The following is an 18,157-nucleotide window of genomic DNA, read 5'->3' as shown; positions in this document are numbered from 1 at the left end:
CCTTCGATGCTATCGCGCGGGCGGATGCCGGCGGGCGCCCGCGCGCGTCGCGCCCGGCACCCGCCGGCGCAGGCTCAGCGGTCGGTGTTCTGCGGTTCGTCGAGCAGCGGCAGGTCGGCCGCCGTCACGAGGCGCGAGAGGATCGCGTGCTCGACGAGGCGTGCGCGCCGATTGGTGGCCAGCTTGCCGACGCCGCCGCGGAGCCCCTGGACGCCCTCGCGGTCGAACTTGTCGCACACGTTGTCGAGCTTGCGGTTGAAGGTCGTCAGCGGCCACCCGAGCCGTTCCGCGGCCTTCGCCGACGTCGGGATCTGGCTCGAGCCCATCATCCCGCCGCGCAGGATCGGCTCGCAGAGCGCGATCAGGAGGAGACGCTGACTGGCGGTCAGAGGAACCGCACCGATGGTCGTGCCCCCGTCGGTGCTGTCGCCGTCGAGCCCCGTGATCCGGCCCGTGAACCGCGCGGCTCCGTTGCGGATCGAGAATTCGTACGTGTACGCCCCGGCCGTGAACATGACCATCAATTCGGGGAAGACCAGCGGCACGCGGGTGCCGGGACCGAGCATCGCCTGGTAGGCGCCGTCCGACGTCGCCAGGGCGACGGAGATCGATCGCCCCGTGTTGGTGAGCCACCACATGCCCTGGGAGGACTCGATCTCGAGCAGCCGCCGGTGCAGGTACGGGTTCGTGTCGATCACGAGATCGGCGTCGCGCCCGATCGAGTACGTCTGGCCGGGCGTCGGGTGGAACCACTCTCCGCAGAACTCGATGCCGAGCTCGGCGGCATCCGTCTCGGCTGTCAACTCGATGTCTTCCGTCATCACATGCCCCCTTGAACGATCTGGATGATCCCCCACACGGCGCCGGCGACGAGCGTCACGCCCACGACCGTGATCGCGATGAAACCACCGCGGCGCGGACGTGCCGCGGGCGCGGGGGTCGTCGCTGTCGGCGGTGCGACCGGAGCGCGGGTGATCGCCGGCGGCGCCTCGCCGCCACGAGGTGCGTACACCGCGCGGGAAGCCAGGGTCCCCGCCGTCGAGGCGGAGCGGGGTGTGTCCGCCCGCCCGTGGACGACACCGCGCCCGGGGGGATCGGATGCCTCCCGCCGTTCGGCCACCCGGGTCTCCTCATCGGCCCGTCGCTCCGCGAGGAGGGTCGCGTCATCGGCCGCACGTCGTTCGGCGAGGAGCGTCTCGTCGTCGGGCGTGTGGCGCGCGGCGAGCCGGGTCTCGTCATCGGGCGAACGCCGCTCAGCCAGACGCGTCCGGTCGTCCGGGTCGTGCCGCGCCGCGAGCAGGGTCTCGTCGTCGGGTTCCTCGTGGTCGGCGCGATGAGTGCGGTCGTCGACCGGATCAGTCATGACGTCTCCGGCGGGAGGGGACCGTCTCGACCTCGATCGTGCCGGACGCGGGCTCGCTCGTGACGAGACCGCCCGTCGTGTCTTCGAGCCGGGGGTGGATGCCGCCGGCCACCACGTCCACGACGATCGCCGTGACGTTGTCGCGCCCGCCGTGAGCCAGGGCCTGCGAGATGAGCGCGCCGGTCGTCTGGGCGGGGGAGGCTCCCGAGAGGAGTCCGGCGCGGATCGCCTCGTCCGTGATCTCGCCGGACAGGCCGTCCGAGCAGACGAGCAGACGCTCGCCGGTGACCACGGGCAGGAGCCAGAAGTCGGCGGGGCTCTGCTCGCCGCCGACGGCTCGTGTGATGACGTTGCGTCCCTCGAACGACGACATGTCCTCGCGGGCCAGCCGGCCGGCATCCACCATCTCCTGCGCGACCGAGTGGTCGACGGTGAGCTGCTCCAGACGCTCGGACAGCAGCCGGTACACGCGGGAGTCGCCGACGTTGACGACGAGCCACCGGTTCTCGCCGTTCTGCTGGACCGCCACGATGCCGGTGAGCGTGGACCCCGCGCCCCGCGTCGTCCGCCGGGAGATCGCCCCGACCGACGCATGCGCGGCGTGGACCGCATCGGCGACCTCTTGGGGCGTCACGTCGCCGCGGCCCACGAAGCCGCGGAATGCGTCGATCACGGCTGCAGAAGCCAGATCGCCCGCCTCGTGGCCGCCCATCCCGTCGGCGACGACGAAGACGGGGAAGCTCGCGAGGTGCGAGTCCTCGTTGACGCGACGGCGGAGCCCCGTATCGGTGAGGGCGCCGCTGATGACCTCGAACGGGAGAGGCGAGGGCTCGCGGATCGTCATCGCGCGCCCGCATCGAGGGTGAGTTCGGCGTCGCCGAGAAGGAACCGGCCGGCGAGGGGAGTGGGCGTCCCGACGGGGATCTCGGATTCGCTGTCGCCGACGAGGACGCCGTTCGTGGACGAGAGGTCGGTGATGTTCCAGCCGTCGTCCGTGCGGCGCAGGAGCGCGTGGGTCTTCGAGACCGTACGGGTCGCGTCGTCGATCGCGACGGTCTGCGCCCCCGGCTCGTCCGTCGGCGGTGCGGGGTTGCGGCCCAGCACGATCACGGCAGCGGTGAGCGCGACGGTCTCTCCGGTCGGCAGTCGGAGCGTGGCGCTCGGCCGACGGTGCGCGGCGAGGACGGTGTGCTCCTCGACTCCGGTCTCGGCGGCCGGCGCCGCGTCGAACGGCGGCGCGACGGGCGCGGCGATGATCGGAGCGGCGGCCGGCGTCGCCGGCGCGAGCGGAGGCGGCGACCAAGGATTCGTCGGCACCGGTGCGCCCGGCTGCAGGGGCACCGCGACGGGGGCCGGGGATGCGAGCGACGGCGCGGGAGCGGCAGGCGCAGGCGCGGGCGGCGGCGCGAAGGCGGTGGTGTCGGCGGTCGCGGGCGCAGCGACCGGTGCAGCGGGCGGGGCGGCGAACGGAGTCGGGGGGATCCCGCCCCGAGGGACGCCCTGCCATGTCGCCGAACCCCACCCGATCACCGAGGCCCAGACGGGGAGGAGGAGGGCGCCGAGCACGACGAACCCGCTGCCGCGGCCGAAGCCGCGGTTGAGGGGACCCATCATGCGCAGCATCAGGATCACGGCGGCCGCAGCGAACACCAGGAAGAGGACGACCGGGACGACGGCCGCGGCCAGGAGGGCGCCCGAGGCGTCTCCGCCCCCGCCGAACGCGGCGTTCTGCGCGGACTGCGCGAACAGCGACGCCGTCACCGTCGACAGGATGACGGTCAGGATGCCGCCGCCCACCAGGACAGCAGCCCACCAGCCCTTCATCCCCGCCAGCTCGAACAGCAGCCAGAGGTTCCACACCGGGACCCAGGCTCGACCCGGCGGTCGGTCCGTCTTGCGGAAGACGGCCGCGAGTGCCATCGACCCCCAGACGTACACGCCTACCGCTGCGATCAGCTGGATCACGACGGCCACGAGTGACACCGCGGCGACACCTGCCAACGATCCGGCGGCGTCTTCGGCGATCGGGAGCACGCTCCCCGTCGTCACGCTCTGCATGTGTCCTCGTCCTCCGTCATGGGTTCCCTCGGTCCCGCATCGCACACCCTATCGGCGCCGGGGCCGTGTGCGCGGCAGCAATGAGCGGAGCGACAGTCGCGCCCGCAGTCGCGCCCAGAAGCCCTTGCCGGCGGCGAACCGGGAACGCTCGGCTGCGACGATCCGCCAGAACTCGTCGTTCTCCTCCGTCGACGGGGGAGCCACATCGAACACCGAGCGGTCGGCCCACGTCGCCAGCCGTGTCCCGGCGCCCCCGTCGGCACCCTGCGCGAAGAGGAGCGCGAGCTCCTGCCGGGTGAGATGCGCCGGTGCGGGGTATCCGTGGTCGACCGCTGTGTCGACGTACTCCTCCCAGCCGCCGGTGAACCGTCCGGCGACATCAGGGCGACGCCGTCGGCCGCGGCGTCGAAGCGCCTTGATCGCGAGAACCGTGACGAGTGGGCCGACGAGGACGACGACGGCGAGCAGGGAGATGCCGCCGATGCGGACCGCCGTCCAGAGCGCGGAGAGGTCGGCCTGTTCGTCCGGCGCATCCTGCGCCGGGCGGTCGCCATCGGCGGGAGAGGCGTCGGCGGGCAGGACCGGCTCGGCCTCGTCCCGTCGGACATCCGTCGGGTTCTCGGGATCGCGTCGCTGTTCGAGGTCGGGGGAGGGGAAGCTCTCGTGCTGCGGTGTCACGTCGATCGGGGTCCACCGGCCGGCGGCATCCTGCACCTCGATCCACGCGGCGAGATCCCCGCCGCGACAGGCGCCCTCGTCGCACACCGGCAGGTCCTCGGCGGACGCGAGGCGGGTGCCGACCACGACGCGGGCGTTGAAGCCGAGCTGATCGGCGATGATCATTCCGGCGACCGCGAACTGCTCGTCGTCGCCCACCGCGGCCACGAGGTCGGCATCGGAACCGCCGGGCGCCTCCGCCTCGCGGTCGAGGAGCTGAGTGAAGAGCGCACCGATCCGGTCTGCGGAGTGGCCCGCTCGCGACGATTGGAAACCGCCCTCGCCGAGGTCCTGCAGCCACGACGGGGTCTGACCCGGGGTCAGCTGCAGCGCGTGGCTCAGGTAGCCGCGCGAGCGCAACCGATCGAGCAGGGTCTCGAGCCCGCTCCCTCCCGATCCCGCCTGCTGCGCCTCGATCCACTCCGTCAGCGACGCCGGGACAGCCTCGGCAGGCAGGGACGGTCCGGTCCGCGACGGAACGAGGGATGCCACGGGCGCTGCGGCGGGCTCCGGGACGACGTCGAGCCGGTACGCGTCTCCCGCGGTGAGCCCCGGATCGGCGATCTCGATGGCGCCGCCGGTCGCCGCGTTGTGGAAGAAGCCGTCGGCGAAGTCGGCCGCACGCGGTCCCTCGAACGCGATCGCCCGGAGCGCGCCGATGGTCGGCACCCAGATGCCGGTGCCGGTGCCCATCCGCACCGTGACGACGGCTGCGCCGGCGGCACTCTCGTCGAGGCTCGAGGGCACTCGGGTGAACGAGGTCATCGGGTCCGCGGTGCCCGTGACCGGGTCGACCGCCCGGACGGTGCGACCGTCGTAGAACGGGAGCGTGGCGAGTCGCACACGATCGAGCCCCGCCGACGCCGTCACGGTGAACAGTGTCTCGTCGTAGCGTTCATCGGTGAACGACGCGCGGTAGGCGGCCAGCGGACTCGGTGCCCGTTCGAGTTCGAGGATCGGGTCGACGACACTCCGCGCGACCGACCGGGGCTGGTCGGCGAGAGCCCACGGGCCCCAGACAGCGGCAGCCGCGATGGCGACGACGACCATCCCGACCGCCGTCGCAGCGCGCGCCGCGCTGCCCCGTCGGCGGCCACCGGGTCCCCGCACCACTCCGGTTGCAGCGCTCGCCGTCGCGAGCGCCCGACGGCGCTCGTCGGTCGTCCGCCAGATGACGGCGACCAGAGCGGTCACGAGAGCCGCGATACCCACCAGTGTCTCGGGCTGAACCGCCACCGGACCGACGCGCAGGGGCGCGGCGAGCGAGCGGGCGCCGAAGGCGACCCCGAAGACGGCGGGTACCAGCGACACGGCGACCGCAGGCATCCACCATCTCGTTCCCCGCCAGGCGATCGAGAGCGCCGCGACGGCACTGCCGAGGAAGAGCAGGAGGGTGGGCGCGAGGGTCGCCTGGTAACTGCCGAGCGGCAGTTCGAGGGTCAGGAGGTCCTTCCACCCGGTCACCGGGGCCGTCGCGACGCTCACCAGGGCGCGGAGGGCGGCGTCGGCCGAGGAGAGGGACCCGGCGGCTGCAACGGGCACGCCCAGGGCCAGGTAGGCGCCGAGTGCCGCGAGCGCGACCCACCACCCCGACCACCGCCACCGGACGCCCATGGCCGCCACGACGTGGCCCGCGGCGATGCCCGCCGAGACGACCACGATGAACGCCGTGCTGCGGTAGATGGGCCAGGCAGCGATCGCACCCACCGCCAGGAGCAGGTCGATGACGACAGCCTGACCGACGTAGAAGCCGGTGCGCGAGGGCGCCGGACGGCGACGGGCGTCGCGACGGGTGGGCGCGGCGGTCATGACTGGCCGCTTCGCGCCAGGAGCTGCCGGAGGTCTTCGAGCAGACCGATCGAGACGACCGTCATGCTCCCGAGTCGCCGGATGCCGGGGGCCGCGGTCGGCGCGCACACGAGGGCGACGACGGCGACCTCGGAGCCGAACGCGAGGGCTGCGCTCTGCAACTGGGTGGGGGTGGGTGCCGAACCGCACACGAGGAAGGCGATCGAGGCATCCGGATGACGTTCCGAGGCGAGCGCCGCGACCTCGCGCAGCCGACTCGGGTTCTCGCCGCGCTCGATGCCGGCCAGGTCGTCGAGGAGGGTGCGGCTGGAGATGGTCGTGAGGGTGCGGAAGGTCCGCATCCGGCTGCGTGCGAACTCGGGGATCTCCGACCCCGCGACGACGTCCACATCGCGCCCGTCGCGGATGCCGCGGACGCCGATGGATGCCGTGGCGCTGACCGCGAGCTCGAACTCGTCCTCGTCGGCGTATTCGTCGGCCCCGAGGGCGAGGACGAGGATCATGCGGGAGCGTCGGGTCTCCTCGTACTGACGCACCATCATGGCGCCGGTCTTCGCCGTTGACTTCCAGTGCACCTGGCGGGGGGAGTCTCCGGGGGCGTAGGGGCGCAGCGCGTGGAAGGAGAAGTCCGCGTCGACGATGGTGCGGGAGGGGCTGCCCTCGAGGTCGCGGATGAGGCCGGCCGCAGAACTGCGGAGCGCGGTCGTCACGGGGTGCACGTAGAGCGTGTGCGTGTCCTGCCAGGTCGCTTCGCGGGTGAGGATGCCGAGGGGGTCGCCGCGCACGGTGCGCGCGGGACCGACCGTGATGACGCCACGATGCTGCGTCGGGATGACGACGGTCTCCGAGAGCTCGTGCCCTGGACGCAGAAGCGGCACGTGCACGTCGACGAGGCCGTCTCCGACCGGCAGATCCACCCTGCCGGGGAGCGCCGTGCGCCTGCCGACGTTGGTGACGACGAGAGCGCCTTCCACCGGGGTGCCCGCCACGACGCGGTCATGGGCCAGGCGGAGGGTGACCTGGTAGGCCCGCGCCCCGAAGAGGAACGGGACGGACAGAGCGAGGAGCAGAAGACCCGCGCCGCCTGCGACGGCGAATTCGAGCAGTCCGAATCCGAGTCCGAAGCAGAGTCCCACGACCGCCACCGCGACGACGACCCAGCCCGCGGGCGCGATGGTCTCAGCGGTGTTCCGCGCGGCACGGGCGACGCCACGGCGGAGCCGCCGCCAGCCCTGGACGCCGCGAACGGCGAGCACGGCCGCCGAACGCTCCGTGCCGTAGCGGGTGCGGGTGTACCCCGTCGTCCCCGAGGTTCGGGTGAGACGGGACTCGGTCGACGAGCTCACACGTTCTCTCGCTGACGACGTTCGTCCGCGCGCTCCTGCTGCGACGGCGGGACGACGTCCAGAAGGACCTGCCCGATCACGGCCTCGGCGGTCACGCCGTCGAACTCGGCCTCGGGATCCAGGATGAGGCGGTGGGCGAGGACGGGGACCGCGAGCGCCTTGATGTCGTCGGGGGTCACATAAGTGCGCCCGTGGGCCAATGCCCACGTCCGGGAGGCCTTCGTGAGAGCGAGCGCACCGCGGACGCTCACCCCGAGACGGACCTCGCGGGCGAGACGGGTCGCCTCGACCAGCCGCGCGATGTAGTCCAGGACGAGCGGCGCGAGGTACCCCCCGCGCGCGATGTCGGCCATGCTGACCACGCCCTGCGGGGTGACGACGGGCGCCACGTCGCGGGATGCCTCGCCGGAACCCTCGAGGATCCGCAAGGTCGCGGCGTGATCGGGGTAGCCGAGCGAGGTCTTCATGAGGAAGCGGTCGAGCTGGGCCTCGGGCAGCCGGTACGTTCCGGCCTGCTCCACGGGGTTCTGCGTGGCGACGACGAGGAAGGGGACCCCCACGTCCCGGGTGATGCCGTCGACGGTCACGTGCCCTTCCTCCATCACCTCGAGGAGGGCGGACTGCGTCTTGGGGGACGCTCGGTTGATCTCGTCGGCGAGGACGATGTTGGCGAAGATCGGGCCCTGGTGGAACTCGAACTCGCCGCGGCGCTGGTCGTAGACGGTGATGCCGGTGACATCGCCCGGCAGAAGGTCCGGAGTGAACTGGATGCGGGAGCTCGTCCCCTGGACCGAACGTCCCATCGCGCGCGCCAGCGAGGTCTTGCCCGTGCCGGGGTAGTCCTCGAGGAGCAGGTGACCCTCGGACACCATGGCGGTGAAGGCCAGCTCGATGACGTGGCGCTTACCGAGCACGACCTGCTCGACGTTGTCGACGAGCGAGGTGAAGGTCTCGGCGAACCAGGCGCTCTGCTCCTGGGTGATCGTCATCGTGTTCCTCTCGAAGAACGGGTGATCCGGGCGGGGGCGGTTCAGCCCGCCGGCGCCTCGGGGTCGGGATCGGGCTCCGGCTCGGGATCCGGTGGCGCGATCTGGCGGCAGTCGACGGTGAGACCCGGAGGGCTCTGCAGCTCCGCGAGCGCGCCCGTCCAACGGATCGTATACGTGACCGACACCGGGCCGAGGTCACCGGTGCGCACGTTCGTCTCGACGGTCGCGACATTGCGCCCGATGTCGCGGGGGAACCAGTCCCGTACCGCCTCGTCCGATCGGCAGGAGGGGATGTCGTCGGTGGCGACGTAGACGGGCCAGTCCGCGCTTCCGGACGAGGGCTCGATGGGCGTCTCGCCGGAGCATTCCGCGTCGAACCCGAGGAACGTGTCGCACCAGACGGCGCCCCAGCGGTCGCTGGGCTGGTTGACTCGCGGTGCGAACGCGTCCACGGATCGACCGTTGAGCCGGTAGCGCAGCTGTGCTCCCTCGAACGGCGGCTTTCCCGCGTCGCTGTGCCCGCTCGCCGCATAGGTGAAGCCGGAGCCCTGGTTCCCACTGGGGCTGGAGGAGACGGTGTAGGTCAGGCGTGGGGGTGCGTCGACACTGCCGGTCGGCCGCGCGGTGATCTGATCGCTCGTGACACCGAACCCGGCGGCGCCGTTGAACGTGCTTGTCACACAGACGTGGATGGTCTTGCGCTGGAACGCCACCGCGTCGAATCTCTGGCTGGACGAGCGGCTGTTCGGAGTGCAGGCGGGAGTCTCGCTGAATCCGAACAGCGGCTCGGTCCCGGCGCTCTGGCCGGTGACGCGGACCGACACCGTCATCGAACTCGACGTCGTCGTCTCGGACAGCTCGATCGTGGGTGCCCCCACTCCGTGCGCCGACAACTCCAGCGCCCGTCCCTCGCTGGAGCCGCCGGCGATGGGCGGCAGCTCGAACTCGGTGAGCGGCGTCGCGGTGAGCTGGGTCGGTTCGTTGGAGCCGACGCGATAGCCCGTGAACGTCGCCGTCCCTCCGCTGACCGGCTGCGTCGCGCTTCCCGCGACTCCGCCCGACAGCCGCACCGTCCCCGTCGTGTCGTCCAGGCCTGTCACGGTGATCGTGGCCAGGCCGCCGTCGCGTCCGTTCGGCTCGGGCTGGAACGACGCGGCTCCGGGCCGTGCAGGCGGGCGGTACGACCAGGCCGTCGTCCGGACGGCACCGCGGGACGCGCCGACGTCGTTCGTCGCGCGGGCCTCGTACACGCGCTGCTCGCCGACGGGCGCGGAGATCGGTGCGCACACGCCCGACGCGGGGCAGGTCGCGACCTCGCGGCCGCCCGTCGTGATGCGGTAGCCCTGGACCGCGGGGTAGGAACCGGCATCCGATGTCACTCGGAGGCTCACCGTGTCCTCGCTGTAGGCGGTCCATTCGACGCGCGTCGGGTTCGCGGGGAGCCCCCGCAGGTCCAGGACGATGGAGCCGTTGCGGTCGCCGCTGGACTGTCGGCCCTGGGCGTCCTCGACGACGAAGGTCCCGGCGCAGCGCGCCGCCCCCTCGGCAGCCGAACTCCAGCTGGCGCGGACGGCGCGGTCTCCCGCGGGCGCGAAGCGCACGCCGTCGCAGTTGCCCGAGCTCGATGCGCCGACCACGCGCAGCGGCGTCCCAGGGAGGGGATTGACCTCGCCGTCGGCGCCGACGACGTCGATCGTGCAGGAGGTGGTGCCGTCGGCCTGCGAGCACGTCTGCACCGCGGAACCGCCGCGGGGGAGCGTCGAAGGCGACGGACCGACGGTGAGGATGAGGCTCGCGGCGGCGGCGTCGGGATGGCTCGGCAACGAAACCGTGACCTCCTCCTCGCGTCCGGGACGGGCCTCGTCACGCCCGGTCACCGTCACGACGGCATCCTTCTGCGTGACGTCGAACTGGTCGCCGCGGTACGAGATCTCGACGTCGAGGGCACTCTCGTCGGCGGCACCGGCCCATCGCACCATGCGCGTGAGGTCGAAGGTCTGCGTCTGCCCCGGTCGCACCCCGATCGATGCGCTGCGCAGCGACGGCTGCGGGATCTCCGCCTCGATCTGCACGGGCACGGGCAGCACGGTCGGGGTGTCTCCCCCCGCCAACCGCGCCGTCACGATGCACGAATCGGTCCACGGTGCGCCGCGTCCCGCGCTGTAGCGGATGACGGTGCCCGACACGATGCGGCAGGTCGCCTCCGCTCGGGCGCCCCCAGCTTTCGTCCCCGTGCCGTCCAGCACGAGCGTCGCGTCGTCGGGAAGGGCGACGAGCTCGGCGAGATCCGCGTCGACGCTCTCGCCCTCGCGCACACGGAGCGGCTCGGCCCCTGCGCGAAGCGTGAGACGCACCTCGTCCGTCCCGGGGACGCGCAGGAATCCGTACGTCGTGACCTCGGTGCCGTCGAAAGCCGTTCCGGTCACCTCGAAGGGGATGAGGCGGCTCTGCGCGGGCAGCTCGCCCGAGATCTCCCAGCCGGACACGCGCAGATCATCCGGGGCGCCCCACAGGCGCAGCGTCAGTGACGACGGGTCCCCGCCGGTCCAGGCGACCCGTCCGCTCAGGACGTCGACACCGGTCGGGAACTGGTCCCGGTCCTCGATCGTCAGCACCGTGTCGGAGACGACGGGGTGGTCCGGCACCGGGTCCCGCACGACCTTGACGACCAGCAGACCGATCGCGGTGTCGCCGTCGGCATTGGCGACCTCGTACGAATAGGAGAACGTCCCGAGGGCCGTACCCGCCCGGACCGTGACGGCGGGGCCGTCGACGCTGACCCGATCGGCCAGCGCGGCGTATTCGGGACTGTCCGCAGGTGCGTTCGGAACGACGTCGGTGAGTTCGAGAGCGCTGCCGAACGGGTCGACGTCGTTGTCGGCTGGCCGGACGACGACGGTGCTGTCGGCTCCCGCCTGCACCTGGACGTAGTCGCTGAAGGTCACGGGGCTGGGGTCGCTCTGACCGGCGATGACGCCCACGCGGACCTCGCCGACACCGGTGGCGCCACGGGCATCCTTCACCTGGTACCCGAACCGCACCTGCCCCGACGTGGCCTCACTGCTCGTGTAGACGATCGACCGGCCGTCGGCGGAGACGGCGGCCGAACCCTGCTCCGGCTGAGTGGTGATGGTTTCGAGGGCGACGTCGTCGCCGTCGGGGTCGACCGCGTACGGATCGAAGCGGACGGTGACGGACTGTCCTGCGACGACGCGCCCGACGAGGGTGCGCGGCACCGGGGAGCGGTTGTCGTCGCCGCCGGTGACGGTCACGGTCACGCGCGCCGTGTCGACGACCTCGGGGAAGCCCACCCGGTAGATCGTGTAGGTGAGGGCGTAGGTGCCCGCTTCGCGCGGTGCGAGGTAGCGGAGCACGCGTCCCGAGGCGAAGGCGAGACCGCCGCCGGTCTCGTTGACGACGGACCCCGGGTCGATGCCGATGAGTGCACCCGCGGGCGCCCTGTCGTTGTCGAGGACGGGGATGTCGATCTGCGTGCCGCTGCGCACGGTGACGGCGTCGTCGACGGCGATCGGCTGCTCCGCGGAACCCGCCGGCAGCAGGATGACGGTGACCTCGCCCTCGGCGGTCGTCGCGTCTCCACCTCCGTCGGTGAGCGTGTACCGGACGACCCCCAGGCGTCCGGGCCGGCCGTCGCCGGTGGTGCCGCTGACGCGGAGGAGGCTCTGCCCCACGAGGTCGACGCTGAGCGACGCCGTCGGGTCGCTGTCGGGACGGACGTCCTCGAGCAGGAGGACGAGCCCGGCGGGGTTCGCCGCCGCCGACGCGACGTCGATCGTCGCATCCTCGCCGGGGCGGACGAAGGCGGTGAGCGGCGGCGTCGTCACGACGGTGTCCGCGGGTTCGCGGATCGTCACCCGCGCGAGGGCGGATGCCTCGGTCACGCCATCGCGCACGGAGTACTGGACCACGTACGACCCGGCCTCGCGTGCCGCGAAGGTCATGCGCAGGGCCGAGGGCGTGGGCGTCACCGTCGCGCGCTCGGAGTCCAGGGCGACGAGGGATCCGATCGTGAGCGGACCCGACGCTCCGGTGACGTACGGGGTCAGGTCGACGTCCAGCGGTTCGCCGACCACGCCGGTCACCGCGAACGACTCGGCCCGCAGATCGGGGGCGGGGGTCACCTGTACCGTGACGGACTGCGTGGTCGTGGCGCCGCGCGAGTCCGAGACCACGACCGGGACCGGGATGCTGGCTGCCTCCGTCGCGCTCGGATCGGGATGCTGGTACGTGAACTCTCCCTCCGGGGAGGTCGTGGCCGTCCCCACGGAGGGCGCCCCGTCGATCCCGGCGAGATAGACCGGGTCGCCGTCGGGATCCACCCAGCCCCGGAGGAGGTCGGCGGACACTGTTCCGCCCGGCGCCACCGAGAGGACGGGCCAGGTGGCGAGGCACGCGGCGACGCCGCACCAGACGGGAGGCGAGTTCTCCGCCTCGGGAATCACGCGCACGGTGACCGTCGCATACTCCGACAGACGTCCTCCCGACGACGTGCCGTCGGTGACGCGGTACCGGAACGTCGTCGTCCCCGTCGCGTCGGGGGCGACGTCGAGGGCGATCTGCTGTTCGGCGCCGGTGATGCTCGCGCGGCCGAAGGCGGCATCCACTCCGTCGAAGCCGCCGACGTCGATGCTGAGGACGTCCTCGTTCGGATCGTGGTCGTTCAGCAGCACCGGGAGCAGAGCGACGGAGCCGGCGCGGACCCCGAACTCGTCATCGACGGCCACGGGCGGTTTGGGTTCGAGGACCCGCTCGACGTCGTCCTCGGTGTCGGGCGCGGCTTCGCTCGTGTCCTCGGGGCGCCATTGCTGCGACGACGGCACGATCGCGCCGTCGGGCACCCGCCACACCCAGCCCGACCCGCGGTCGTTGACGGCCAGCCTCGATCCGTTGCCGACGAACACCGGGTCGACGCCGTCGCCGATGTCGGCACCGGCGTAGTCGAGGGGAACGGTCGCATCCGGTCGAGCGCTGGACCAGAGGCTGCCGCCGCCGGTGCCGTCCCCGAGCCATGCAGCGTGGACGGTGTTCCCCGACGGCGCAGGGACGGCGGGCGTGCCGAGGCCCGGGGACTCCACCGGGCGGTCCGCGGTGCCCGACTCGATCGGGACGCGCGTCAGGCCGGTCGGGTCGGCGATGTAGGCGGCGTCGCCGCTGGTCGCCGCGCGCTGCAGCACCGCGCCGGGGAGCGGGGCGGTCTCCACCAGGCCGTCCCGGCCGCGGACGGCCACGTCGCCGGTCGTGACGTCGTAGAGGACCCAGCGGCCGCCCACGGCGCTCAGCTGGGCGTCGACCGGGGCGATGGGGGTCTCGTCCTGCCCGACGATGCGTCCGGTGGCGGCGTCGGCGCGGACGATGAGCTTCTCGGCGGCAGAGTAGGCGTAGACGACGCCGTCCGCGTCGACGGAGACAGCGGATGCCGAGAAGCGCGGCGCCTGCTCGTCGTCGTCGCGTTCGACCTCTGCGTAGGGGTCGATGGGGGAGGCTGCGCCGCCGCCGGACAGGGTCGCTCCGAAGACGCCGCCGCCCTCGGTGCGGTAGACGATCGCGTCCCCGGCGGTCACGATCTCGACCGTGCCCGCGGGCGTCGGCGCCGTCGTGTCCTCGTCCTCGCCGGTCAGATCGGCGGGCTGGGCGAGGTCGACGTCGGAGAAGGCGGAGCCGCCCTCGCTGAACACGAACAGGCGGTCGGAGGTCTGCGCGACCTGGGTGCCGTTGACGACCTGCTTGACGGTGTCGATCTCGCCGAGGTCGAGGTTGACGCGTGCGTAGCCGCTGCCGGCGCCCGTCTGCAGCGCCCACACGGTCGGATCCTCGACGGGCGTCTGCTGCGCGTCGTAACCGGGCCAGACGACAGCGAGCGTACCGACGACGGCGACGACCGCCGTGACGGCGCCCGCGCCGATCCAGGTCGACCTGCGCACGCGCGGTCGCTCGGTGCTCGCGCGCGCCATTCAGCCGGCTCCGCCGAGAAGGACGAACGTCGTGGCAGCAGTCGCCGCGGCGACGAGGACGCCGGCGCCGACGATCAGCGCGACGACCGTGCCGCGCCGCATCCGCGATGCGGGTTCCGCGCCCGCCAGGATCGTGCCCTCGTCGGGCCGGCGTGCGGGCGTACTCCGGCGTCGCTCGGGACGGGACGAGGCGTACTCGACGGCGGGTCGCACCGGGCCGCGTGGCTGGTCGTCGGCGAAGTCGACGGTCGCCCCGGCGGACGCCCACTCGTCCACCGCGACTTCGAGCGGCGTGTGCGGCAGGCCCATCCGGTGCTGGATCAGTTGCAGGTCGTGGGCGAACGCCGCGGCGGAAGGATGCCGCGCGGCGGGGTCGCGGTTCAGGGCCCGCGCGAGGACGGCATCCAGTTCACCCGGGACGTCCGGGCGCCCGATCGGCGTGTAGACGGCCTTGCGGATGCGGGCCTTCAGCTGGTCGCGGGTGTTCTGGCCCCTGCCGGGACGCTCGAAGGGGCTGCGGCCTGCCAGCAGAGAGTAGACGGTGGCGCCGAGGCTCCAGACCTCGGCGGCGATCGATCCGGAGACGCGCTCGTCGACGACCTCGGGTGCGGACCACGGCACCGACATCGCGAAGACCTCCTCCGTGTCGGGGCGGGCTTCGACGGCGGCAGCGATCCCGAAATCGGACAGGACGGGCGATCCGAACGCCGTGATCAGGATGTTCGACGGCTTGATGTCGCGGTGCAGGAGTCCCGCTCGGTGCGCCGTCTCGAGCGCGGAGCCGATCTTGACGCCCAGTTGCAGGACCTCCGCGACGGGGATCTCCTCGCGGCGGTAACGGTGCGTGAGCGAGGTGGGGCAGTACTCCATGACGAGGTACGGCCGCCCGTCGGCCGACACCGACGCCTCGTGGATCGTGAGGATCGACGGATGGGCGCTCAGGCGGGCCATCACATCGGCCTCGGCGTTGAACATCCGCAGCACGTTCTCGTCGACCACGTCCTCCAGCAGCACCTTCACCGCGACGGGGCGCCGAGGGAGGTTCTGCTCGAAGAGGAACACGTCGGCGAAGCCACCCGCGCCCAGCGGACGGACGTACGTGAACCCGGACAGCCCGGGCGGCGAAGAGGGGAGCCTGCTGGACACGCGCTCGATCATCCCGCCGTCGAGGGTTCGAGCGCGTCGAACACGGCGGTGACACCGTCGCCGAGGTCCAGCTCCGTTCCGACCGGCACGCGGGAGGCCGCACCTCCGCGCAGAAGTGCAGCCGCACCGGTGGGCGGGCGCACGATCGTGCCGTTCGTGGAGTCCAGGTCGCGGACCACCAGGGTCGCCCCGTCGAGGATTGCCTCGAGGTGCGTCCCGGAGATCTCCTTGTGCGGCGAGGACACCCGCTCGATGCGGGCGTCGGGGTGCTCGCCCGCGCGCGGCCCGCGACCGAGGACGACGGGCCTGTCGAGCGGGACCGTCCGGCCGCCCGGAAGTCGGAGTCCGTAGGACGTCGCGGGTGCGGCCGGACGCGAGCCGCGGCGCGAGCCGAACCGCGTGCGCTCGTCGGGAAGATCTCCGCCGCGCGCGTCGTCGCGCAGGAAGTCGGGGAGCTCGAGGTCGTCCTCATCCTCGAAGAGCCGCGCGAAGAGGCTCCGGTCGACCGAGATGGTCTGGAGGACGTCGATCTCCTCATCGCGGGCCACCGGCGCCGGCGCGGAAGGAGCCGGGGCCGCAGGGGCGATCGTGGGGAGCGCGACCGTCACGGGCGCGAGGGTCCCCGGGGGAACCTCGCCCGCGGCGGCGGGCGTGACGTCGGCATCCGGTTCGCGGCCGGCGGGGAAAGGGCGGCCCCATGACAGTTCGTGGGCGCGCGTGACACCGAGGCCGAGAGGCAACAGGTCGCCGCCGGCGGGCCCGGTCTCGAGGGCGAGACGGATGCCGACGGCCCCCGCAAGCGCCGTCTCGATCCACGTCCGCGCGTCGGCTCCCGACACGCGCGTGCGGTCGGAGGTCTCGACGATCGCGGCACCGCGCACGGCGACGCGGACGGGCTGCGCATCGTCGTCGGGGAACTCGGCCACGGCGAAGTCCGGAAGGTCGTGGATGCCACCGGCGACGAGCACGCTGAGGACGTCCTCGAGGACGGCGGTCTCGGCCACCGCGGCGTTCCACAACCGTGCGATCACGCCCTCCGTGACGCCCGCACCGAGCAGGATGGCGAAGCGATCACCGGCGATGGCGTACCCCGCCTCGGCGGCGAGCGTCGGGGTGGGGTAACGGAACACGGTCACAGCCTACTGATGGGTGACACTCACACCCATCCGCGAAGCCAGTTGTGCATCCAGTAGAACTCCATCGGCACGCTGATCGCTGCCCACAGCGGATACCAGAACACCGAGACGGCGAGGACGATCGCCGCCGTCGCGAGCACGATCCGCCGGCCCGCGAGCCGCGACCCCGCCGCGTGGCGCCCCGACCCCCAGAGCGTGCGGAGCGCGAAGGCGACGGTCAGCAGCAGGAAGGGGAGGATCAGCACCGTATAGAACTGGAAGATCGTCCGCTCCGGGTAGAACAGCCACGGCACGTAGGTCGACCCGACACCGACGAGCACGATCCCCGCACGCCAGTCGCGGGTGCGGACGCCGTGCACGGCGAGCCACAGGACGGCCAGAACCCCGAGCCACCACAGGATCGGGTTCGGCATCGAGTACAGGATCTCGATGCAGCCGCGCGCACTCACGCACCCGTCGACGCCGTTCGCCGTGTTGCCCACGTACATCGATGTCGGGCGCAGCAGGAGAGGCCACTGCCAGGCGGGACTCGCGTAGGGGTGCGAGGAGGTGATCTGCGCCGTCGCCGTGTAGATCGTCTCGTGGTAGTGCCACAGATTCTGCAGGGGGAGGGGCACCCACGACCAGAACCCCTGTGCCGGTGTGGCGTCGACCGCGTGCCTGCCGTAGCCGCCGTCGCTCGACAGCCACCCGATCCAGGTCGACAGGTACACGACGACCGCGACGGGGACGAACACGAGGAAGGTCGCCGCGCCCTGGCGGACGGCATCCATCGGCCAGAAGAAGACGCCGAGCCGCCGCCGGGCCAGGGCGTCGCTGATGACCGCGTAGATCCCCAGCGCACCGAGGACCCACGCGCCCGACCACTTGACGCCGCACGCGGCGCCGCCGGCGATTCCCGCCGCGAACAGCCACGGACGCCACCAGAGCACCGGCCCCCACCACGGCGCTCGGCCCGCGGCATCCCGTCGCTGCATCGTGCGGGCCAGACGGTCGAGGTGGCGACGGCGGTCCAGCAGCACGAACCAGACCATGAGCAGGACGAAGAGGGTGAGCAGGATGTCGAGGATCGAGACCCGGCTCATGACGATCGCGAGCCCGTCGATCGCCATGAGTCCCGAGGCGACCGTGCTGAAGACGATCGAGCGGCTCAGCTGCCACGCGATCGCGTAGAGGACGAGGACGGCGAGAGTGCCCGCGAGGGCGACCGCGAAACGCCAGCCGAATGACGACGTCGGCCCGAACAGCGCCATCCCCGCACCGATCAGGAACTTCCCGAGCGGCGGGTGGACGGCGAAACTCGGCTCGGTGCCGTAGATGCCGGTCTCACCGTCGGCGAAGCGCTGGTCGGCGCCGTCGGGCCAGGTGGCGGCGTAGCCGAGGTCCCATTGGCTCCAGGCATCCTTCACGTAGTACGTCTCGTCGAAGACGATCGCGTGCGGGTGGCCGAGGTTCCAGAACCGCAGGATGCCGGCGAGGATCGTGACGATCAGCGGCGCGATCCACGACGCGGCCGGGAGAGTGTTCACCCGGCGGAGCAGGGCGTCCGCGCGGGCGTCGAGGCGAGGACGGACCGGGAGCGGCGGCAGCAGCGGTTCCGCGGTCGAGCTCACGGCGACCA

Annotated in this window: 11 protein-coding genes; all 11 read right to left on the bottom strand. The window is 72.3% G+C overall.

Features of this window, described 5'->3' with window-relative positions; translation table 11 throughout:
* Positions 1-74 precede the first annotated feature (74 nt).
* Genes QE428_RS14385 through QE428_RS14335 form a run of 11 tightly spaced genes read right to left on the bottom strand, consistent with a single transcriptional unit; the run spans position 75 to position 18,149 of the window.
* Entirely contained in the window at positions 75-821 is a 747-nt protein-coding gene (locus tag QE428_RS14385; RefSeq protein ID WP_231916579.1) for a hypothetical protein, read from the bottom strand.
* Complete coding sequence (locus QE428_RS14380) at positions 821-1,363, bottom strand: hypothetical protein (protein WP_307470488.1); 543 nt, start codon at positions 1,361-1,363, stop codon at positions 821-823. Before QE428_RS14380 ends, QE428_RS14385 begins: the two co-directional genes overlap by 1 nt.
* Positions 1,356-2,207 (bottom strand): PP2C family serine/threonine-protein phosphatase, encoded by an 852-nt coding sequence (locus QE428_RS14375; protein WP_307470486.1) that lies wholly within the window; start codon positions 2,205-2,207, stop codon positions 1,356-1,358. The genes QE428_RS14380 and QE428_RS14375 overlap by 8 nt, the downstream gene beginning before the upstream one ends.
* Positions 2,204-3,421: an FHA domain-containing protein gene (locus QE428_RS14370; RefSeq protein ID WP_307470484.1), complete on the bottom strand. Its 1,218-nt coding sequence runs from the start codon at positions 3,419-3,421 to the stop codon at positions 2,204-2,206. The genes QE428_RS14375 and QE428_RS14370 overlap by 4 nt, the downstream gene beginning before the upstream one ends.
* Positions 3,422-3,469: 48 nt before the next feature.
* Positions 3,470-5,947 (bottom strand): transglutaminase domain-containing protein, encoded by a 2,478-nt coding sequence (locus tag QE428_RS14365; RefSeq protein ID WP_307470482.1) that lies wholly within the window; start codon positions 5,945-5,947, stop codon positions 3,470-3,472.
* A complete protein-coding gene (locus QE428_RS14360; protein ID WP_307470480.1) occupies positions 5,944-7,293 on the bottom strand; it encodes a DUF58 domain-containing protein in 1,350 nt (449 codons plus the stop codon). Before QE428_RS14360 ends, QE428_RS14365 begins: the two co-directional genes overlap by 4 nt.
* Positions 7,290-8,282, bottom strand: coding sequence for a MoxR family ATPase (locus QE428_RS14355; protein ID WP_133399914.1), 993 nt, complete (start codon positions 8,280-8,282; stop codon positions 7,290-7,292). The genes QE428_RS14360 and QE428_RS14355 overlap by 4 nt, the downstream gene beginning before the upstream one ends.
* A gap of 41 nt (positions 8,283-8,323) precedes the next feature.
* A complete protein-coding gene (locus tag QE428_RS14350) occupies positions 8,324-14,224 on the bottom strand; it encodes an Ig-like domain-containing protein (RefSeq protein ID WP_307470478.1) in 5,901 nt (1,966 codons plus the stop codon).
* 30 nt (positions 14,225-14,254) lie between these two features.
* Positions 14,255-15,412, bottom strand: coding sequence for a serine/threonine-protein kinase (locus QE428_RS14345; RefSeq protein ID WP_307470476.1), 1,158 nt, complete (start codon positions 15,410-15,412; stop codon positions 14,255-14,257).
* A complete protein-coding gene (locus tag QE428_RS14340; protein WP_307470474.1) occupies positions 15,409-16,530 on the bottom strand; it encodes an FHA domain-containing protein in 1,122 nt (373 codons plus the stop codon). Before QE428_RS14340 ends, QE428_RS14345 begins: the two co-directional genes overlap by 4 nt.
* 26 nt (positions 16,531-16,556) lie before the next feature.
* Positions 16,557-18,149, bottom strand: a complete 1,593-nt coding sequence (locus QE428_RS14335) for a dolichyl-phosphate-mannose--protein mannosyltransferase (RefSeq protein ID WP_307470472.1) — start codon at positions 18,147-18,149, stop codon at positions 16,557-16,559.
* Positions 18,150-18,157: the final 8 nt, after the last annotated feature.

The organism is Microbacterium sp. SORGH_AS_0505 (assembly GCF_030818715.1).
Lineage (GTDB): Bacteria > Actinomycetota > Actinomycetes > Actinomycetales > Microbacteriaceae > Microbacterium.
Note: the sequence above shows the minus strand (reverse complement) of the source record. Positions and strands in the feature narration are given on the sequence as shown.